General features: G+C 72.3%; 15 protein-coding genes. 5 read left to right on the top strand and 10 right to left on the bottom strand.

Features of this window, described 5'->3' with window-relative positions; translation table 11 throughout:
- Positions 1 to 45: 45 nt before the first annotated feature.
- The 5 genes from ACH4D3_RS20350 to mce form a co-directional block, all read right to left on the bottom strand.
- Entirely contained in the window at positions 46 to 822 is a 777-nt protein-coding gene (locus tag ACH4D3_RS20350) for an ABC transporter permease (protein ID WP_398323821.1), read from the bottom strand.
- Entirely contained in the window at positions 819 to 1,817 is a 999-nt protein-coding gene (locus tag ACH4D3_RS20345; protein ID WP_398323819.1) for an ABC transporter ATP-binding protein, read from the bottom strand. The genes ACH4D3_RS20350 and ACH4D3_RS20345 overlap by 4 nt, the downstream gene beginning before the upstream one ends.
- Positions 1,818 to 1,940: 123 nt before the next feature.
- Positions 1,941 to 2,873 (bottom strand): cellulose-binding protein, encoded by a 933-nt coding sequence (locus ACH4D3_RS20340; protein WP_003973600.1) that lies wholly within the window; start codon positions 2,871 to 2,873, stop codon positions 1,941 to 1,943.
- A gap of 207 nt (positions 2,874 to 3,080) precedes the next feature.
- Positions 3,081 to 6,995: a polarized growth protein Scy gene (gene scy, locus ACH4D3_RS20335; RefSeq protein WP_398323817.1), complete on the bottom strand. Its 3,915-nt coding sequence runs from the start codon at positions 6,993 to 6,995 to the stop codon at positions 3,081 to 3,083.
- 233 nt (positions 6,996 to 7,228) lie between these two features.
- Positions 7,229 to 7,669, bottom strand: a complete 441-nt coding sequence (gene mce, locus ACH4D3_RS20330; RefSeq protein ID WP_121702462.1) for a methylmalonyl-CoA epimerase — start codon at positions 7,667 to 7,669, stop codon at positions 7,229 to 7,231.
- 149 nt (positions 7,670 to 7,818) lie between these two features.
- Between mce and ACH4D3_RS20325 the strand changes: the two genes are divergently transcribed.
- From ACH4D3_RS20325 to ACH4D3_RS20315, 3 genes are all read left to right on the top strand, one after another.
- Positions 7,819 to 9,051, top strand: a complete 1,233-nt coding sequence (locus ACH4D3_RS20325; RefSeq protein WP_398323815.1) for an acetyl-CoA C-acetyltransferase — start codon at positions 7,819 to 7,821, stop codon at positions 9,049 to 9,051.
- 38 nt (positions 9,052 to 9,089) lie between these two features.
- Positions 9,090 to 10,046, top strand: a complete 957-nt coding sequence (gene meaB / locus ACH4D3_RS20320) for a methylmalonyl Co-A mutase-associated GTPase MeaB (protein ID WP_398323813.1) — start codon at positions 9,090 to 9,092, stop codon at positions 10,044 to 10,046.
- 259 nt (positions 10,047 to 10,305) lie between these two features.
- Complete coding sequence (locus ACH4D3_RS20315; protein ID WP_398323811.1) at positions 10,306 to 11,607, top strand: MFS transporter; 1,302 nt, start codon at positions 10,306 to 10,308, stop codon at positions 11,605 to 11,607.
- Here ACH4D3_RS20315 and ACH4D3_RS20310 read toward each other — a convergent pair.
- Positions 11,541 to 12,302: a PepSY domain-containing protein gene (locus tag ACH4D3_RS20310; protein ID WP_398323809.1), complete on the bottom strand. Its 762-nt coding sequence runs from the start codon at positions 12,300 to 12,302 to the stop codon at positions 11,541 to 11,543. The genes ACH4D3_RS20315 and ACH4D3_RS20310 overlap by 67 nt on opposite strands.
- A gap of 124 nt (positions 12,303 to 12,426) precedes the next feature.
- Between ACH4D3_RS20310 and ACH4D3_RS20305 the strand changes: the two genes are divergently transcribed.
- Together ACH4D3_RS20305 and ACH4D3_RS20300 are read left to right on the top strand one after the other, a co-directional pair.
- Entirely contained in the window at positions 12,427 to 13,095 is a 669-nt protein-coding gene (locus ACH4D3_RS20305; protein WP_102932268.1) for a response regulator transcription factor, read from the top strand.
- A complete protein-coding gene (locus tag ACH4D3_RS20300) occupies positions 13,092 to 14,534 on the top strand; it encodes a sensor histidine kinase (protein ID WP_398323807.1) in 1,443 nt (480 codons plus the stop codon). Before ACH4D3_RS20305 ends, ACH4D3_RS20300 begins: the two co-directional genes overlap by 4 nt.
- An 8-nt stretch (positions 14,535 to 14,542) precedes the next feature.
- On the opposite strand, the gene ACH4D3_RS20295 is transcribed toward ACH4D3_RS20300, so the two are convergent.
- The 4 genes from ACH4D3_RS20295 to ACH4D3_RS20280 all read right to left on the bottom strand — a co-directional run bounded on the left by ACH4D3_RS20295 (position 14,543) and on the right by ACH4D3_RS20280 (position 17,178).
- On the bottom strand, positions 14,543 to 15,019 hold the full coding sequence (locus ACH4D3_RS20295) for a MarR family winged helix-turn-helix transcriptional regulator (RefSeq protein WP_398323805.1): 477 nt from the start codon (positions 15,017 to 15,019) through the stop codon (positions 14,543 to 14,545).
- Between the two features lie 101 nt (positions 15,020 to 15,120).
- A complete protein-coding gene (locus ACH4D3_RS20290; RefSeq protein ID WP_398323803.1) occupies positions 15,121 to 15,897 on the bottom strand; it encodes an AIM24 family protein in 777 nt (258 codons plus the stop codon).
- Positions 15,894 to 16,544, bottom strand: a complete 651-nt coding sequence (locus tag ACH4D3_RS20285; RefSeq protein WP_016327290.1) for an AIM24 family protein — start codon at positions 16,542 to 16,544, stop codon at positions 15,894 to 15,896. The genes ACH4D3_RS20290 and ACH4D3_RS20285 overlap by 4 nt, the downstream gene beginning before the upstream one ends.
- Before the next feature lies 1 nt (position 16,545).
- Complete coding sequence (locus ACH4D3_RS20280; RefSeq protein ID WP_385964183.1) at positions 16,546 to 17,178, bottom strand: AIM24 family protein; 633 nt, start codon at positions 17,176 to 17,178, stop codon at positions 16,546 to 16,548.
- Positions 17,179 to 17,251 lie beyond the last annotated feature (73 nt).

Below are 17,251 nucleotides of genomic sequence, written 5' to 3'. Positions count from 1 at the left end.
AGCGCGGGCAAAATCCGACACCGTACGGAGGCCGGACGGAGGGGGTCAGGCGTCCCGCCGCTTCAGCACCGCGTACCCGCCGACGAGCGCCGCGATCACCCACAGTGCCATGATCCCCAGGCCGCCCCACGGTCCGTACGGTACGTCGTCGTCGATCGGCGTGACCACCTGCATGATCTTGCTGCCGGCCTGGTCGGGCAGGAACCGGCCGACCTTCTCCGTCGCCGGGACGTTGCCCAGGATGTTGGAGATCAGGAAGAAGAACGGCATCAGGATGCCCAGCGACAGCATCGGGGAGCGCAGCATCGCGGCGACGCCCATCGAGAACATCGCGATCAGCGTCATGTAGAGGCCGCCGCCGAACACCGCGCGCAGCACTCCCGGGTCGCCGATCGACGCCTTCAGGTCGCCGAGCATCGCCTGCCCGAGGAAGAACGTGGCGAAACTGGTGATCATGGCCACGACCAGGGCGAGGAGGGTGGCCACCGCGATCTTGCTGAAGAGGAAGGTGCCGCGCTTGGGCACGGCGGCCAGCGAGGTGCGGATCATGCCGGAGCTGTACTCGTTGCCGACGACCAGCACCCCGAACACGATCATCGCCAGCTGGCCCAGGCTCGTGCCGGCGAAGCTGATGAAGGTCGGGTCGAAGGAGAGCTGGTCGCGCCGGCTCATGTCGCCGAACTCGCTCTTCGACAGGGCCGAGATCAGCATGCCCAGGGCGATGGTGACGACCACGGCGAGGCCCAGCGTCCACACCGTGGACGCGACCGACCGGATCTTGGTCCACTCGGACCGGACGACCTGTGTCGCCGCCATGCTCATCCCCTCTTCCAGTCGCTGCCCCACGGCTGCTGCGGAGGCTGCCCCGGTGGCTGTTGCTGTTGCTGCTGCGGCACCGCGCCGGCCGGCTGCCCGTCGTGCGCGTGGTACTCCACGGACTCCGCGGTCAGCTGCATGAACGCCTCCTCCAGCGAGGCGCGCTGCGGGCTCAGCTCGTACAGCACGACCTGGTGGCGCGCCGCCAGCTCGCCGACCGTCTCCGACTTGTCGCCGTCCACCTCCAGGACCCCGTCGCCCGACTCGACGACCGTGACCCCGGCCGCGTGCAGCGCGTCGAGCAGCCGCTCGCGCTGCGGGGTGCGGATCCGGACGTAGCTGCGCGAGTTCTCCGCGATGAACTCGGCCATCGAGGTGTCCGCCAGCAGCCTGCCCTGGCCGATGACCACCAGGTGGTCGGCGGTCAGCGCCATCTCGCTCATCAGGTGGGAGGAGACGAAGACCGTACGGCCCTGGGAGGCCAGGGTCTTCATCAGATTGCGGATCCAGTGGATGCCCTCGGGGTCGAGCCCGTTGACCGGCTCGTCGAACATCAGGATCCGCGGGTCGCCCAGCAGGGCCCCCGCGATGCCGAGCCGCTGCCCCATGCCCAGGGAGAAGCCCTTGGTCTTCTTCCGCGCGACCGCCGACAGCCCGACCGTGTCCAGGACCTCGCGCACCCGGCTCGCGGGAATGCCGTTGCTCTGCGCGAGGCACAGCAGGTGGTTGTAGGCGCTGCGCCCGCCGTGCCACGCCTTGGCCTCCAGCAGCGCGCCGATGTACGTCAGCGGGTCCTTCAGCTGGTCGTAGTGCTTCCCGTCGATCCGCACGTCCCCGGCGGTCGGCCGGTCCAGGCCCAGCACCATCCGCATGGTCGTCGACTTGCCCGCGCCGTTGGGGCCGAGGAAGCCCGTGATGATGCCGGGTCTGACGGTGAAGGAGAGATTGTTGACCGCCACCTTCTCGCCGTACCGCTTGGTCAGCCCCTCGAGCTCGATCATGGCGACCACGCTAGAACGGGACGAGGCCCGCTGCCACCCCAGTGACAGCGGGCCTCGCCCAGGTTCGTACGGATTCAGCAGGCGTACCCCCCGCGCAGCCGAAACCGCTCGGGCGACAGGGCGTCAGCGGGACTGCTGGGCCGGGACCCCGCGGGAGACCGACTCGTCCTCGACCGACGGAGCGGCCGCCACCGCGGCGCCCGTGAGCGACGCCAGCATCTCGCGCACGTTGGTCAGCTGCGCGTTGATGGAGTCGCGGCGGTTGGTGAGGGCGGCCAGCTCGCGCTCCGACTCCGAACGGATCCGGTCGGCCTTGGCGTTGGCGTCGGCCACGATGTCCTCGGACTGGCGCTGCGCCGTCTCCACGGTCTGCCGGGCCCGGCGCTCGGCGTCCGTGCGCAGCTTCTCCGCCTCCAGGCGCAGCTGCTCCGCGCGGTGCTCGATCTCCGCGAGCCGCTTCTCGGCCTTGGCCTGACGGGAGGCCAGGTCCCGCTCCGACTGCTCGCGGCGCTTGGCGAGGTTCGTCTCGAAGTCGGCGGCGGCCTGCGCGGCCTTCGCACGGGTCTCCTCGAAGAGCGCGTCGGCCTCGTCGCGCTTCGACTGCGCGTCCTTCTGCGCCTCGGAACGCAGCTGCGAGGCGTCGCCCTTGGCCTTCTCGACGATCCGGACGCCCTCGTCCTCGGCCTTGGCCTTGCGCTCGGCGGCGTACGACTCCGCGTCGTTGCGCACCTGCTGGGCCGAGGACTCGGCCAGCTCGCGGTGCTGCTCGGCCGCGCGCCGGGCCTCCTCGCGCAGGTCCTTCGCCTCTTCCTCGGCGAGCCGCAGGATCTTCTCGACCCGCGCGCCGAGACCGGCGTACGACGGCTCGGCGTCGTTGACCTGGGCCTGGGCGTTCTGGGTTTCGAGGTGGAGCTCCTCGATGCGCTTTTCCAGAGCGGTGATGCGGGCGAGAGCGCTGTCACGGTCGGAGACGAGCTTGGAGATACGTTCGTCCACCTGAGCGCGGTCGTACCCACGCCGCACAAGCTCGAAGCCGTAGGGGGAAGTGTCGCTCATGGGGTTCCTGTCGAAAGAGACCGGGTGAGGTGATAGAGGGAATCCTAGGCGCCAATGCGGTGTGTCATCGAGCGGATGCACGTTTGATACGGAGAATGACACCTCTTTTGAGTGGCTGACCCTCGGATGGCTTGCCAAAGCCTCCGGCAGGGGTCCCGTCGGGACTCGGCCAAAGATCTCCAGCAGACACCCAAATCACCCCGAATGCTAGCCGTCTGACGACTTGCCACCCGAACGTGGGGCGCCCACCGTCGCTCCGGCCTTCACCCCGTTGTCCTTCGCGCCCCCGGGCGCCTCGAACGACTCCAGCGCCTCCAGCACGTCCTGGACCCGGGAGATCTCCGCGTTGATGTCCTCGCGGCGCCGGACCAGCACCTCCAGCTCGCGCTTGCCCTCGTCGACCGTGCGCCGGGCCTCGCGGACCGCCTCGGCCTTCAGCTCCTCGGCCTCGCGGACCAGGGTGGCCTTCTTCTGCTCGGCCTCCTTGAGCAGCCCCTCGGCCTTCTTGACCGCGGCGATGCGCACCTTGCCCGCCTCGGAGTTGGCCTCCGACACCAGCTCCTTGGCCTTCGCCTCCGCCTTGGCGAGCTGCTCCTCGGCGGCCTTGATGAGCGCGTCGCAGCGGTCGCCGGCCGACTTCATCGTCTCGGCGGCCTCGCGGCGGGCCCGCTCGTGCAGCTCCTCGATCTCGGAGGTGAGCCGCACGCGCAGCTCCTCCGCGCGCTCCCTTATGGCGGTCGCGTCCCGGCGGGCGCCGACCAGCAGCTCGTCCGCGTCCGTACGGGACTTCTCCACCCGGGAGTTGCCCTCGACCGTCGCCTCCTGGACGATCCGGTCGGCCTCCGAACGGGCCGCGCCGACCATCGTGTCGGCCTGCGACTCGGCGTCCGCGGTGGTCTTCTGGGCCTGCTGCTGCGCCTCGGTGAGCAGCTTGTCGGCCTCGGCGGTGGTCTCCGTGATGAGCGTGTCGACCTGCTCGGCGGCCTCCGAGCGCCGCTTGTTGGCGGCCTTGCGGGCCTCGTCGAGGGTGCGCTCGGCCTCCTCGCGGGCGGCCGTGGTGACCCGCTCGGCCTCCGCGGCCGCCTCGCGGCGGACCCGCTCCGCCTCGGTGCGGAGCCGCTCGGCGTGCTGCTGCGCGGAGCCGACGGTGTCGGCGGCCTCGGCCCGCAGCCGCTCCGCCTCCCCGGTGGCGTCCGAGACCAGCTGCTCGGCCCGGGCACCCGCCTCGGTCCTGACCCGCTCGGACTCGCTCGCCGCCTCGGCGGTGACGCGCTCCGCCTCCGCGAGCGTCTTTGTGCGGATCCGGTCGGTCTCGGCCGCCGTCTCGGTGGTGAGCCGCTCCGCCTCGGAACGCGCCTCGGTGATCAGGGTGTCCGCCTGCGTCGCCGCGTCGGACCGGATGCGGTTGGCGTCCTCGCGGGCGTCCGCCCGGGTGCGCGACGCGGACTGCTCGGCCTCGGCGATGGCGTCGGAGGCCTCCGTGCGCACCCGCTGGGCGTGCTCGGAGACGTCCGTGCGGATCCGGTCGGCCTCGGTGATGGCCTCGGACACGGTCCGCTCGGCCAGCGTCTTGGCGGCCTCGGTCTCCTCCTGCGCCTCGCGCCTGAGGCGTCCGGCGTCCTCGCTCGCCCGCTCCCGCTCCGCGTAGGCGTCGGCGCGGACCCGGTCCGCCTCCTCCTCGGCCTCGTGCCGGGTGCGCTCCGCGGCGTGCTCGGCGGCGCTGCGCAGCCCGGTGATCTCCTCCTGGGCCTGCTCGTGCAGCCCGGCGACCGACTCCCGTACCTGCGCGGCGTGCTGCTCGGCGGCCGACACCATCTCGGTGGCGCGCCGGTCGGCCTCCTCGACCAGCCGGACCGCCTCGGCCTGGGCCTCCTCCACGCGGTTGCGTGCCGAGGCCAGCAGCTCCTCGCTCTGCTCGCGGGCCTGCGTGCGCTCCTGGTCGGCCTCCTGCCGGGCGGAGCCGAGCAGTTCCTCCGCCTCGCGACGGCGCCGGGCGGCCTCCTCCTGGGCGGCGGCCAGCGCCTCGGACGCCTCGGCCGCGATGCGCTCGGCGGCACTCTGCGCCTCCGCCCGCACCCGGTCGGCGCTCTCCTGCGCCTCGGACTTCAGCCGCTCCGCCTCGCCGACCGCCTCCGAGCGCAGCCGTACGGCGACGGCCTCGCCCTCCGCGCGGGAGGCGGACGCGTCCGCGGCGGCCTCGGTGCGCAGCCGCTCGGCCTCCGTCTCGGCCTGCTGCTGGAGCGTACGGACCCGCTCCGCGGCCTCCGCGCGCAGCCGCTCGCTCTCCTCGGCGGCCTCGCGGCGGATCCGCTCGCCCTCCTCGCGGGCCCCGCTCAGCGCCTCCTCGGCGGCGGTGCGGCGCTCCTCCGCCTCGGTGTGCAGCCGCGTCAGCTCCTCGGCGGCCTCCGCCTGGCGGGCCTCGACGGCGCGCTCGGTCTCCTCGCGCAGCTCGCGGGCGGCCCGCTCGGCCTCCGCCTGGAGCTCCTCCACCCGCTCGGCGGCCTCCGTGCGGTGCCGTTCGGCCTCCGCGCGGGTGCGCTCCAGGGTCTCCTCGGCCTGCCGGCGCAGGGTCGTCGCCCGCTCGATGGCCTCGGCGCGGACCTTCTCGCCGTCCGCCGTCGCGGTCTGCCGCAGCTCGTCCGCGTCCGCCTTGGCCTTGGCGAGCAGCTCCTCGGCGCTCTTCGCCGCCTCCTCGATCTGCGCCACGGCCTCCTTGCGGGCCTCGGCGCGGATCTTCTCGCCCTCGGCGACCGCGTCCGCCCGCAGCTGCTCGGCCTCGCCGCGCAGCCGGCGCGCCTCCTCCTGAAGCTCGACCGTCTTGGCGCGGTACTCCTTGGTGTCGTCCTTCGCCGCGCCCTTGAGCTGCGTGGCGATGTCGTGCGCCTCGGCGCGCAGCCGGTCCGCCTCGGTCTCGGCCTCGGAGCGGATCCGCTCGGCCTCCTCGGTGGCCGCCTTCGTGGTCCGCTTGGCGTCCTCCGACGCCTTGTTCAGCACGTCCTCGGCCGTCTTGGCCGCCTTGGACAGCTGGGTGGCCGACTCCTCGGCGGTGATCGTGCGGGCCTTCTCGGCGGCCTCGGCGACGATCCGCTCGGCCTCGGCACGGGCGTCCGCGACCACCTGCTCGGCCTCGGACCGGGTGCTCTCCGCGTCCTTGGTGGCCTCGCCGACCAGCCGGGCGACCTGCTCCTTGGCGGTACGGGTGCGCTGCTCGTTGGTCGCCTCGGCGCTCGACAGCGCCTTGGCCGCGGCCTCCTCGGCCTCGGCGACCACCTTCTCGGCCTCGGCCTGCGCCTTGCGCAGCGCCTCCTCGGCCTCCGACATGCGCTGCTCGGCGGCCCGGCTCAGCTCCTGGACCTCACGCCGGGTGGACTCCGACTCGCTGGCGGTGGAGCTGCGCAGCTGCTCGGCGTGGTCGGTGGCCTCCTGCGCCTGCGTGGAGGCCGCGTTCAGCAGCCGCTCCGCGTCGGTGCGCGCCCGGCGCAGGATCTGATCGGCCTCGGTGCGGGCGCTCTCCGCGTCGCTCCGCAGCCGCTGACGGGCCTCGGCGGTCAGCCGCTCCGCCTCCGCGCGGGCCGCGCTCATGGCCTGCTCGGCCTCGGCACGGGACTCGTCGAGCAGGCGCCGGGCCTGCTGCTCGGTGCGGGCGCGCAACTGCTCCGCCCAGGCCACGTTCTCGTTGACGTGCGACTCGACGGTCTGCCGGCGCTCGGCCAGCTCCTGGTCGAGCTGCTGGCGTCGGGTGACCGCCTCCTGGTGCAGCTCCGCCTGGAGCCGGGCCGCCTGCTCGGCGTGCTCCTGGAGGATCCGCTGGGTCTGCGCCCGCGCCTGGCTCAGCTCCCGCTCCGCGTCGGCGCGCAACTGGTCGGCCTGCGTCTGCGCGTTGCGCAGCAACTGCTCGGCCTGGTACCCGATGTCGCCGCCGTCGAAGGCGGGCCGGGACATGATGGTGCGCCGCGCCTCGTGCAGCTTGGCGCGCAGCACCTCGACCTGGTAGCCGAGGTCCTCGGCGTGCTGGATCGCCTTTTCCCGCTCGGTCTTCAGCCGCTTCATCTCGGCCTCGAACCGAGAGAGGTGGTCGACGTCAGCCGCCGGCTCTCGCTCCTGGCTCTCGTAGCCCCGCACTGCGCGGTCCCATCCGTCCCCTGGTCGCAAATCTTCCCGAACGAGCTCCGTCCGTCCGCCGAACGGGGCCCCCGGGGAATGGTGTCAGATCAACGGCGGAGCATGTGCTGCTGCCCCGTCGCCCGCCCCCCGAAACACGACCCCGGCGGTCCCGGCGCCCAAGGCGACAGGACCGGGTCACCCTGGACTGAGCGGCGACCGCACCCAACCCTACCGGCCCATATGTACGAGGGTCAGTGCTCAGGTGACTCAACGGCCGCCGAAGTGACCAGTTCTGTCAGTACGCCATGGCAGTCCTTGGGGTGCAGGAAGGTGATCCGCGACCCCATGGAACCGCGCCGGGGCTCGTCGTACAGAACGCGTACGCCCTTGCCCCGGACGTCCGCGGCGTCCGCGTCGACGTCCGCCGTGCCGAAGGCGATGTGGTGGACGCCCTCGCCGTTCTTGGCGAGCCACTTGCCGACCGCGGAGTCCTCGCGGGTCGGCTCCAGGAGTTGGAGGTACGAGGCGCCCCCGTCCGACGTATCGTTGATCTTGAGCATGGCCTCGCGCACGCCCTGCTCCTCGTTGACCTCGGTGTGGAACACCTCGAAGCCGTAGGTGGCACGGTAGAACTCGACGGTCGCGTCGAGGTCGTGGCAGGCGATTCCGATGTGGTCGATTCGCGTCAGCATGGTTTCAGTGCAGCGCTCCGGAGGTGGTTACGCAACGTGCGCGCGATCACACCGACAGCCCGGTGACGGGCGGGATACCGCTCAGTACATTCGAGTAAACCCTCGTTCACTCCTCGGCCTGTGCGGGCCGGAAAAGGGGACCGCAGCTCATGTCTTCTGGAACCACTGAAACCTCTGGAACCTCTGGAACGAACGGCACGACCTCCGTCGTCGTCGCGGGTGCCCGCACCCCGATGGGGCGGCTGCTCGGCTCCCTGAAGTCCTTCAGCGGCGCCGACCTCGGCGGATTCGCGATCAAGGCGGCCCTCGACCGCGCCGGGATCGGCGGCGACCAGGTCCAGTACGTGATCATGGGGCAGGTGCTCCAGGCCGGCGCCGGGCAGATCCCCGCCCGCCAGGCCGCCGTGAAGGCCGGCATCCCCATGAGCGTCCCGGCGCTCACGATCAACAAGGTCTGCCTCTCCGGCCTCGACGCCATCGCGCTCGCCGACCAGCTCATTCGCGCGGGTGAATTCGACGTGATCGTCGCGGGCGGCCAGGAGTCCATGACCAACGCCCCGCACCTGCTGCCCAAGTCCCGCGAGGGCTACAAGTACGGCGCCGTCCAGATGATCGACGCCATGGCGTACGACGGCCTGACGGACTCCTTCGAGGACATCGCCATGGGCGAGTCCACGGAGAAGCACAACACCCGCCTCGGCATCGAGCGCGCCGCCCAGGACGAGATCGCCGCCCTGTCCCACCAGCGCGCCGCCGCCGCCCAGAAGAACGGCGTCTTCGAGGCCGAGATCACCCCGGTCGAGATCCCGCAGCGCAAGGGCGACCCGGTGCTGTTCAGCAAGGACGAGGGCATCCGCGGCGACACCACCGCCGAGTCGCTCGGCAAGCTCCGCCCGGCCTTCGCCAAGGACGGCACCATCACCGCGGGCTCCTCCTCGCAGATCTCCGACGGCGCCGCGGCCGTGGTCGTCATGAGCCGGGCCAAGGCCGAGGAACTGGGCCTTCAGTGGATCGCGGAGATCGGCGCCCACGGCAATGTCGCGGGCCCCGACAACTCTTTGCAGTCGCAGCCGTCGAACGCCATCCGGCACGCCCTGAAGAAGGAGGGCCTGGAGGTCGCGGACCTCGACCTCATCGAGATCAACGAGGCCTTCGCGGCCGTCGCCGTGCAGTCAATGAAGGACCTCGGCGTGTCCACCGAAAAGGTGAACGTCAACGGTGGTGCCATCGCCCTCGGACACCCGATCGGCATGTCCGGCGCCCGGCTGGTGCTGCACCTCGCCCTGGAACTGAAGCGGCGCGGCGGCGGCGTCGGCGCGGCCGCGCTGTGCGGCGGGGGCGGTCAGGGCGACGCGCTGATCGTGCGGGTGCCCGGGGCCTGACCCCCCCGAGTTACGACTTCTCACTGAACGGAGCTGTGATGCAGGACGTCTCCTCACTGGTGGCCCAGGCCCGAGAAGGCCGGCCGCGGGCCGTGGCCCGGCTGATCTCCCTGGTGGAGGGGGCGTCCCCGCAGCTCAGGGAGGTCATGGAGGCACTCGCGCCGCTCACGGGCAACGCCTACGTGGTCGGCCTGACCGGCTCCCCGGGGGTCGGCAAGTCGACCTCCACCTCGGCGCTGGTGACGGCGTACCGCAAGCAGGGCAAGCGGGTCGGCGTGCTCGCCGTCGACCCGTCCTCCCCCTTCTCCGGCGGCGCCCTGCTCGGCGACCGCGTGCGGATGTCGGAGCACGCCTCCGACCCGGGCGTCTACATCCGGTCGATGGCGACCCGCGGCCACCTCGGCGGGCTCGCCTGGGCCGCGCCGCAGGCGATCCGCGTACTGGACGCGGCCGGCTGCGACGTGGTCCTGGTGGAGACGGTGGGCGTCGGCCAGTCGGAGGTCGAGATCGCCTCCCAGGCCGACACCTCCGTCGTGCTGCTCGCCCCCGGCATGGGCGACGGCATCCAGGCGGCCAAGGCCGGAATCCTGGAGATCGGCGACGTCTACGTCGTCAACAAGGCCGACCGGGACGGCGCGGACGCCACCGCCCGCGAGCTGAACCACATGCTGGGCCTCGGCGAGGCCCGCGCCGCCGGTGACTGGCGCCCGCCCATCGTCAAGACGGTCGCCGCGCGCGGCGAGGGCGTCGACGAGGTGGTCGAGGCGCTGGAGAAGCACCGCGCGTGGATGGAGGAACGGGACGTCCTCACCGAGCGCCGCCGCGCCCGGGCCGCCCGCGAGGTCGAGACCATCGCCGTCACCACGCTGCGGGAACGCATCGGCGACCTGCACGGGGACCGGCGCCTGGGCACCCTGGCCGAGCGGATCGTCGCCGGGGAGCTGGACCCGTACCGGGCGGCGGACGAGCTGGTGGCGGGGCTGACGCGGGGCTGACGGGGGCTGAGCGGTGCGGGGTGGCTTTTTGGCGTACAGCTTCTCTCGCCCCCGCCGCCCCTTCCCATTCCCGTCCCTGGGGGCTGCGCCCCCAGACCCCGCTCTCGGCCTGAACGGCCTCGTCCTCAAGCGGCGGACGGGCTAGAATTCCCGCGTGTTCCTCCTCTTGGCCTAGGGCCCGCCCCGTACGCGACCGCCGCATCCGGCCGTCGCGTGCATCGGCGTCCCCTTGTTGCCTTCCTGCTGAGGAACCCTTCGCGTGTCCACGCCACTCTCGCGGCCCTCGTACGCCGCCGTACTCCGCGTCCCCCATGCCCGCCGCACCTTCGCGGCCGCCCTCGTCGGCCGGCTGTCGTACGGCACGGTCTCCCTCTCGCTGATGCTCTCCCTGACCCGGTCCACCGGGTCGTACGCCGTGGCCGGGCTGGTCATGGCGCTGTTCGGCGCCACGAGCGTCTTCCTGTCCCCCTACCGCGCCTCCCTCGTCGACCGGCACGGACCGCGCCGGGCCCTGCTGCCCATGGCCCTGCTCTACGCCGCCCTGCTCTGCGTGCTGGCGGCGGCCTGCCGTCCGGGTACCTCCGAGGCCGTCCTCGCGGCGACCGCCGGGCTCGCGGGCGCCTGTACGCCCCCGCTCGGCCCCACGATGCGCGCGGTGTGGGCCGAACTGCTCCCGGACCGGCTGTTGTTGCAGCGGGCCTACAGCGTGGACGGTGTCGCCGAGGAACTGCTCTTCGTCTCCGGCCCGCTCCTGGTCGGCGGCATCGTCGCCGTCGCCTCGCCGGTGGTCGGCGTGGTGCTCAGCGCGGTGCTGGTGGCGGTCGGCACCCTCGCCTTCGTCACCTCACCGGCGACCTCGGCGCTGCGCCCGGCGGGGCGGGAGAAGAGCGACGGCCCGGCACCCGGCCGAGGTGGTCCGGGGCAGGGCCGGGCGCTGCTGCAGCCCGTCGTCGTCGCGGCGGCCGTCGGCGTCTCGGTGAGCGCCGTCGACCTCCTCGTCGTGGCCTTCGCGGGGGAGCGCGGCCTCGGGGACGGCACGGTCGCCTGGGTGCTCGCGGCGCTGTCGGTGGGCTCCGCGGTCGGCGGTCTCGTCAACGGCGCCGTCGCCTGGAGTTCGCCCACCCGGGCGCGGCTCCCGTTCTTCGCGGCCGGTGTCGGCCTCTGCCTCGCCGCCGCGGGCCTCGCGCCCGGACTCGGCACGCTGGTCCTGGCCGTCATGTGCGCGGGCCTGTTCGTGGCCCCGGCGCTGACCACGGCGTACCTGATCGCCGACGAGAGCGTGGCGCCCGGTTTCCGGGTCCGGGCGGGCGCCTGGTGCAACACCGCGGTGAACGCCGGGATGTCGGCCGGTGCCGCCGTGGTGGGCCTGCTGGTGGAACGGCTGCCGCTGCCGGTGTGCTTCGCGGTCGCCGGCGCGGTGGCCGCGGCGGCGGCACTGGTGCCGGGGTACCGCCGCGGGGCGGCCCGGCCCGCCGGAGGGGCCGGAGGGGCCGCTCAGTCGTCGTCGGTGTCGTCGGTGTCGTCGGAGCTGCCGGAGTCGTCGGCGTCGTCCGAGTCGTGAGAGCCGTGCGCGTCGTCCGAGCGGTCGGCCGTGACCTTGGCGGTCTTCGGGTCGACCCGCCAGTCCTGCTCGCCCGTGCCGGAGGCGTGCGTCTCGACCTCCCAGGCGGGCTTGCCGTCGCCGTGGTCGCCGTCGTCGTCCAGCTCGACGGAGGTGACGGTGCCGTGTCCGGCCGCCGCCTTCGCCGCCTCGGCCGCGTCCACCGACGCGCCCTTCAGGGCCGCGCGCACCTCGGCGGTGTCGTCCTCGTCGTCGTCCCGCTCCGAGCCGAGGACCTTGCCGGTGGCCGGGTCGACCCGGACGCTGTGCCAGGTGCCGTCGCCGGAGAGGACGTCGACCTCCCAGGCCGCGCGCTCCCGGCGGTCGTCGCCGTCGTCGTCCCCGTCGTCGTCCTCGTCGTCCAGCTCGGCGGAGACCGCGGTGCCCGGGGTGTCCGCGAGGGCGGCGGCGATGGCGTCCGCCACCGTCACCTTCGCGGCGGCGGCGCGGGAGCCGTCGCGCCGGTCGTCGTCACGGTCGTCGGCCTCGTCCCGTACGCCGCCGTCGTCCGACACCGTGACGGCCGACGTGTCCGCGACGTCCGCGCGGGACGCCGTACCCCGGTCGTCGTCCCCCGTCGTCGCCAGCGCCGTCGCCGTACCGCCGCCGATCAGTGCGGCCGCGGTGACGGCGGCGATCACGATGTTGCGCTTCATGCTGTTTCCTCCGAGTCGTCCAGAGTCCCGTCGTTTTCGACGTGTTCACTGTCGCGGACCGACGCTGAGGCCAAGCTGAAGCCGCCTGAAGAGATCTTCAGCTTGCCTTTGGGACTCTTGGCGCATGCGCCTGTTGATCGTGGAGGACGAGAAGCGCCTCGCCGTGTCGCTCGCCAAGGGCCTCACCGCGGAGGGATACGCCGTGGACGTCGTCCACGACGGCCTGGAGGGACTGCACCGGGCGGGCGAGGGCGTGTACGACCTCGTCATCCTCGACATCATGCTGCCCGGCCTCAACGGCTACCGGGTCTGCGCCGCCCTGCGCGCCGCCGGGCACGACGTGCCCATCCTGATGCTCACCGCCAAGGACGGCGAGTACGACGAGGCCGAGGGCCTGGACACGGGCGCGGACGACTACCTCACCAAGCCCTTCTCCTACGTCGTCCTCGTCGCCCGGGTGAAGGCCCTGCTGCGGCGCCGGGGGCAGGGCGCCGGTGCCTCGCCCGTGCACGTCCACGGTGACCTCAGGGTCGACACCGCGGCCCGCCGGGTCTTCCTCGGCGAGGACGAGGTCACCCTCACCGCCAAGGAGTTCGCCGTGCTGGAGCAGCTCGTGGTGCGGGCCGGGCAGGTGGTCTCCAAGGCGGAGATCCTGGAGCACGTCTGGGACTTCGCCTACGACGGCGACCCCAACATCGTCGAGGTGTACGTCAGCGCGCTGAGGCGCAAGCTGCGCGCCGGGCTCATCCGGACCGTGCGCGGCGCCGGCTACCGGCTGGAGACCGGGCGGTGAGCCGCCCCTTCGCCTCGGTGCGGGCCCGTGCCACGCTCGCCGCGACCCTCGTGGTCGCCGTCGCCCTCGTCGCGGCCGGCACCGCCGTCCTGCTCTCCCTGCGCTCCAACCTGCTCGGCGAGGCGGGCACCCAGGCCGAGCGCTCGGCGCGGGAGGTGGCGACGGAGCTGGCCGTCGGGACCCCGTACGCGGACCTGTCGCTGGACGTGGACGACCGGCCGGTGCAGGTCGTCGACGACGACGGCGTGCTGGTCGCCGCCAGCGAGGACCTGGAGCGGATCAGCGGCACCGGCGTCGGCACGGTGAAGCCGCAGCCCGCGGCCTCCCCGAGCGGGGAGGACGACGACGCCGACGACGATGACGACTCCGGCGAGTCCCTCGAACCCGGCGAGATCGGCGGACGGATCACCGTCAGCGACGGCTCGGCGACCATCGACGGGGACACGGAGGACTACCGTTTCGCCGCCGTCCCGGTGAAGACCGACGACCGGGGCAGGCTCACCGTCTACGCCGGAGCCCCGCTGTCCGCCGAACACGGCGCCGTGAACACCGCGCTGACGGTGATGCTGATCGGCTTCCCGCTGCTGCTCGCGGTCGTGGCGTGGGTGACCTGGCTGGTCACCCGGCGCGCGCTGCGCCCGGTGGAGGGCATCCGGCGCGAGATGGCCGCGATCACCGCCAGCGAGGACCTGGCCCGGCGCGTCCCGGTGCCGGGCACCCACGACGAGGTGGCCAGGCTCGCCACCACCACCAACGAGACGCTGGCCGCCCTGGAGTCCTCGGTGGAGCGGCAGCGCGGCTTCGTCGCCGACGCCTCGCACGAGCTGCGCAGCCCGATCGCGTCGCTGCGCACCCAGCTGGAGGTGGCCGCCGCGCATCCCGAGCTGCTGGACCTGGACGGCGCCGTGGCGGACACCGTACGGCTCCAGCGGCTCGCCGCCGATCTGCTGCTGCTGGCCAGGCTGGACGCGGGGGAGCGGCCCGCCGACACCCGGGTCGACCTGGCGGCGCTCGCGCGGGAGGCGGCCGAGGGGCGGACCGGGGTGCGGGTGCGGGGGGACGAGGGCGTGGTGAGCGTGGCCGGATCGCGCGGGCAACTGGGGCGGGTGCTGGCCAATCTGCTGGACAACGCCGAGCGGCACGCCCGCTCGGCGGTGGAGGTGTCCGTGCGGTGGGACGCGGACACGGCGGTGGTCGCCGTGGCCGACGACGGCGAAGGCGTGCCGGCGGCCGACCGGGAGCGGATCTTCGAGCGGTTCGTACGGCTCGACGACGCCCGCAGCCGCGACGACGGCGGGGCCGGACTCGGACTGGCCATCGCCCGCGACGTCGCCGTGCGGCACGGCGGCACGCTCACCGTGCACGACGCGCCGGCAGGCGGCGCCCTGTTCGAGCTCCGCCTGCCGGGTGTCCGGGCCCGCACGGCCCGGGAGGGGTGATCAGGGACTCAGGGTCGTCCCCGCTGCCCGCGCAGGTGCTCCGCGATGGGCTTGAGCGCCTTGTCCAGCTCCGTCAGGTCCTCCGGGGCCAGCAGATCGATGAAGTGCCTGCGCACGGAGGCCACGTGGTGCGGCGCGACCTTCCGCATCGTCTCCATGCCGTGCTCGGTGAGAACGGCGAAGAGCCCGCGCCGGTCGGACTCGCAGTTCTCCCGCCGGACCAGGTCGGCGTTCTCCATGCGGGTGATCTGGTGGGAGAGGCGGCTCTTGGACTGCATCGTGGCGGTGGCCAGGTCGCTCATCCGCATTCTGTCGCCCTCCGACTCGGAGAGGTTCACCAGGATCTCGTAGTCGTTCATTGTCAGGCCGAACGGCTGCAGGTCCTTCTCGAGCTGGTGCGTCAACAGCCTGTTGACCTCCAGGTGGGTGCGCCAGGCACACTGCTCCGTATCGGTCAGCCAGCGAGTGGCCGTCTCGGTCTCCATGAATGAAGTCTACCTAAAAGGTTGAAAGGCGAACTAGTGAGGGGTTTTCCGTGACGGTGACGGTGCGCACGCGTTCGATGTCACACTCCGCAGATTACCGCTCACAGCCCGAAGCGGCGCTGGAGGTCCCCCAGCTGTCCGGGAAGTCCCGGTACCCCCGACCGGCCTCCCGGCGCTCCGGGAGCCCCGCCGCCGGGCACCCCCGCCTGCTGCGGAGGAGTCCCCACGGCCTGCTCCGCCATCAGCGCCTCGCTCGACTGCAGCAGCACCGTCCCCGCGCCCACGAACTCGAACTGGTGCTCCTCCCCGGAGGCCCCGCCGAGCCCCGTCATCGCACGTAGACCGCCCAGTAGGCCGGTCATGTACCCGTGGTCGTAGTGGTGGCACGGAGACGGGCAGTCGGCCCAGCCGACCAGGGCCTGCGGGTCGACCCGGATCGGCGGTTCCATGAACACCACCGGACCGTTGGACGCGGCCACGAACTTCCCGGTTCCGATCAGCGTCAGGAAGCCCGGCACGATCGACTGCTTGAGCGCGAGGCTTGGCTGAAAAGCGAGCAGATTGCCCGAGCGAATGGTCAGATTGCCGTCCTCCAGGTCGTACGAATTCACGTCGAAGGCCCGGTCGGCGAGGAGCATCTTGCCCGAGCCCTCCGCCACGACCCAGTCGCTCGCGTGCAGAGGCGAATGGAACGACGTGCGCACCAGGCGGTCCAGCCGGCCGTGCCCGATCCCGTTGAAGTCGATCGTCCCGTAGTAGGCGATCATCTTCCCCTTCTGCAGGAACCACTGGCTCCCCTTCAGCTCCACACAGAAGGTGTACGCGTTGACGTTGTCGTCGGCCGGCAGCGTCGCCGGGTCGTGGTGGACCGTGCTCACAGCTTCTCCTCCGACGCCTGGACGAACACCGTGCCGCTGCCGCTCAGCTCCAGCTGGAACGCCTCGCCGGAGCCGCGTCCCACCATGTCCCGCCAGCCCAGCGCCGTGGACAGCTTGTTGCGCACGTCGCCGTGGTGGGCGACGTAGGCCTGCGGATCGACGCGCACCGGGCGCTGCGGGGTGATGGGCACCTCGAAGACGCCGCCGTGGGCCATCACCGCCACCGAGCCGTGGCCCTTGAGGGACGTGGTGAACAGCCCCTGCCCGCTCACCTGGCCCCGCACCATGCCCATGACCCCGCCCTGGGAGCCCAGGAACACGGTGCTCTGCTCCAGGGTGCCCTCGAAGGCCAGGAGGCGGTCCGCCTCCACGTACAGGGTGTCGCCCGACAGGTTGATCACCTGGACGTGGTGGCCGCCGTGCCCGAAGAGCACGGTGCCGCTGCCCTCGACGGTCATCAGCGGCGTGTCCTCGTTCGCCACCCGGCGGCCGATCATCGACATGACGCCGCCCTGCCCGCCGCGCAGATTGGGAGTGAAGGACACCTCGCCCTGGTAGGCGAGCATCGCCCCGCGCTGACTGAACAGCCGCTGCCCCGGCGCGACGGTCGCCCGGACCATCTTCGAATTGATCTCCTCGAAGGCCATCTCACACATCCCCCGCGATCGTGTTCCGCTCGCTCGGCTGCACGTACACCAGTCCGTCGCCCTCGAAGCGGATCTGGAAGGCCTCCCCGCCGCCCTCCCCGAACAGCGTGCGGAAGGTCACACCCGACTGGAAGGACTGCCGCAGGTTCCCCTGGTGCGCGACGTACGCCCCCGGGTCGACGGTCAGCGGGTACTGGGCACTGACCCGCAGCACCACCGCGGGACCGTCGGACATGATCGCCGCCTGCCCGTGCCCCTCGATCGTCGTGGTGAACAGCCCGTTGCCCTGGGAGGCGCCGCGGGTGCCCGTGAAACTGGTGCCGGTGCGCAGCCCGGCGTCGGCCGCCAGGAAGTTGCTCGACTCGACGTACAGCTTGTCGCCCTGGAGCCCCACCAGGGTGATCTCCGAGGCCCGGTCCGCGAACCAGCAGGTCCCCTGCCCTCTCACCTCCATCACCGTCATCTGCTCGCCGGTGATCCGCCGGGTCACCATCCCCCGGATGCCCTCACCGCCGCCGCTCAGCTTCTTGAAGGCCATCTCCCCGTCGTACGCGACCATCGAGCCGTTCTTCGCCTTCACGGCGTCCGAGGTCAGGTCGACGGCGAGGACCTTGCTGCCTTGAAGTCGGAACATCGCCACGCTGTGAAAGTAGCCCCGCCACGGGTGGACAGAACAGGGCCCACGGGTGGAGAACGACCCTGAGTCC

It is taken from the genome of Streptomyces sp. NPDC018026 (genome assembly GCF_044327745.1).
In the GTDB taxonomy this organism is placed as follows: Bacteria; Actinomycetota; Actinomycetes; order Streptomycetales; family Streptomycetaceae; genus Streptomyces; species Streptomyces rubrogriseus.
Note: the sequence above shows the minus strand (reverse complement) of the source record. Positions and strands in the feature narration are given on the sequence as shown.

What these genes read in the sequence shown, in the direction of transcription:
- ACH4D3_RS20350 (WP_398323821.1), bottom strand. Translation starts at nt 822, where the DNA reads ATGAGCATGGCGGCGACACAGGTCGTCCGGTCCGAGTGGACCAAGATC.
- ACH4D3_RS20345 (WP_398323819.1), bottom strand. Translation starts at nt 1,817, where the DNA reads ATGATCGAGCTCGAGGGGCTGACCAAGCGGTACGGCGAGAAGGTGGCG.
- ACH4D3_RS20340 (WP_003973600.1), bottom strand. Translation starts at nt 2,873, where the DNA reads ATGAGCGACACTTCCCCCTACGGCTTCGAGCTTGTGCGGCGTGGGTAC.
- mce (WP_121702462.1), bottom strand. Translation starts at nt 7,669, where the DNA reads ATGCTGACGCGAATCGACCACATCGGAATCGCCTGCCACGACCTCGAC.
- ACH4D3_RS20325 (WP_398323815.1), top strand. Translation starts at nt 7,819, where the DNA reads ATGTCTTCTGGAACCACTGAAACCTCTGGAACCTCTGGAACGAACGGC.
- meaB (WP_398323813.1), top strand. Translation starts at nt 9,090, where the DNA reads ATGCAGGACGTCTCCTCACTGGTGGCCCAGGCCCGAGAAGGCCGGCCG.
- ACH4D3_RS20310 (WP_398323809.1), bottom strand. Translation starts at nt 12,302, where the DNA reads ATGAAGCGCAACATCGTGATCGCCGCCGTCACCGCGGCCGCACTGATC.
- ACH4D3_RS20305 (WP_102932268.1), top strand. Translation starts at nt 12,427, where the DNA reads ATGCGCCTGTTGATCGTGGAGGACGAGAAGCGCCTCGCCGTGTCGCTC.
- ACH4D3_RS20295 (WP_398323805.1), bottom strand. Translation starts at nt 15,019, where the DNA reads ATGGAGACCGAGACGGCCACTCGCTGGCTGACCGATACGGAGCAGTGT.
- ACH4D3_RS20285 (WP_016327290.1), bottom strand. Translation starts at nt 16,544, where the DNA reads ATGGCCTTCGAGGAGATCAATTCGAAGATGGTCCGGGCGACCGTCGCG.
- ACH4D3_RS20280 (WP_385964183.1), bottom strand. Translation starts at nt 17,178, where the DNA reads ATGTTCCGACTTCAAGGCAGCAAGGTCCTCGCCGTCGACCTGACCTCG.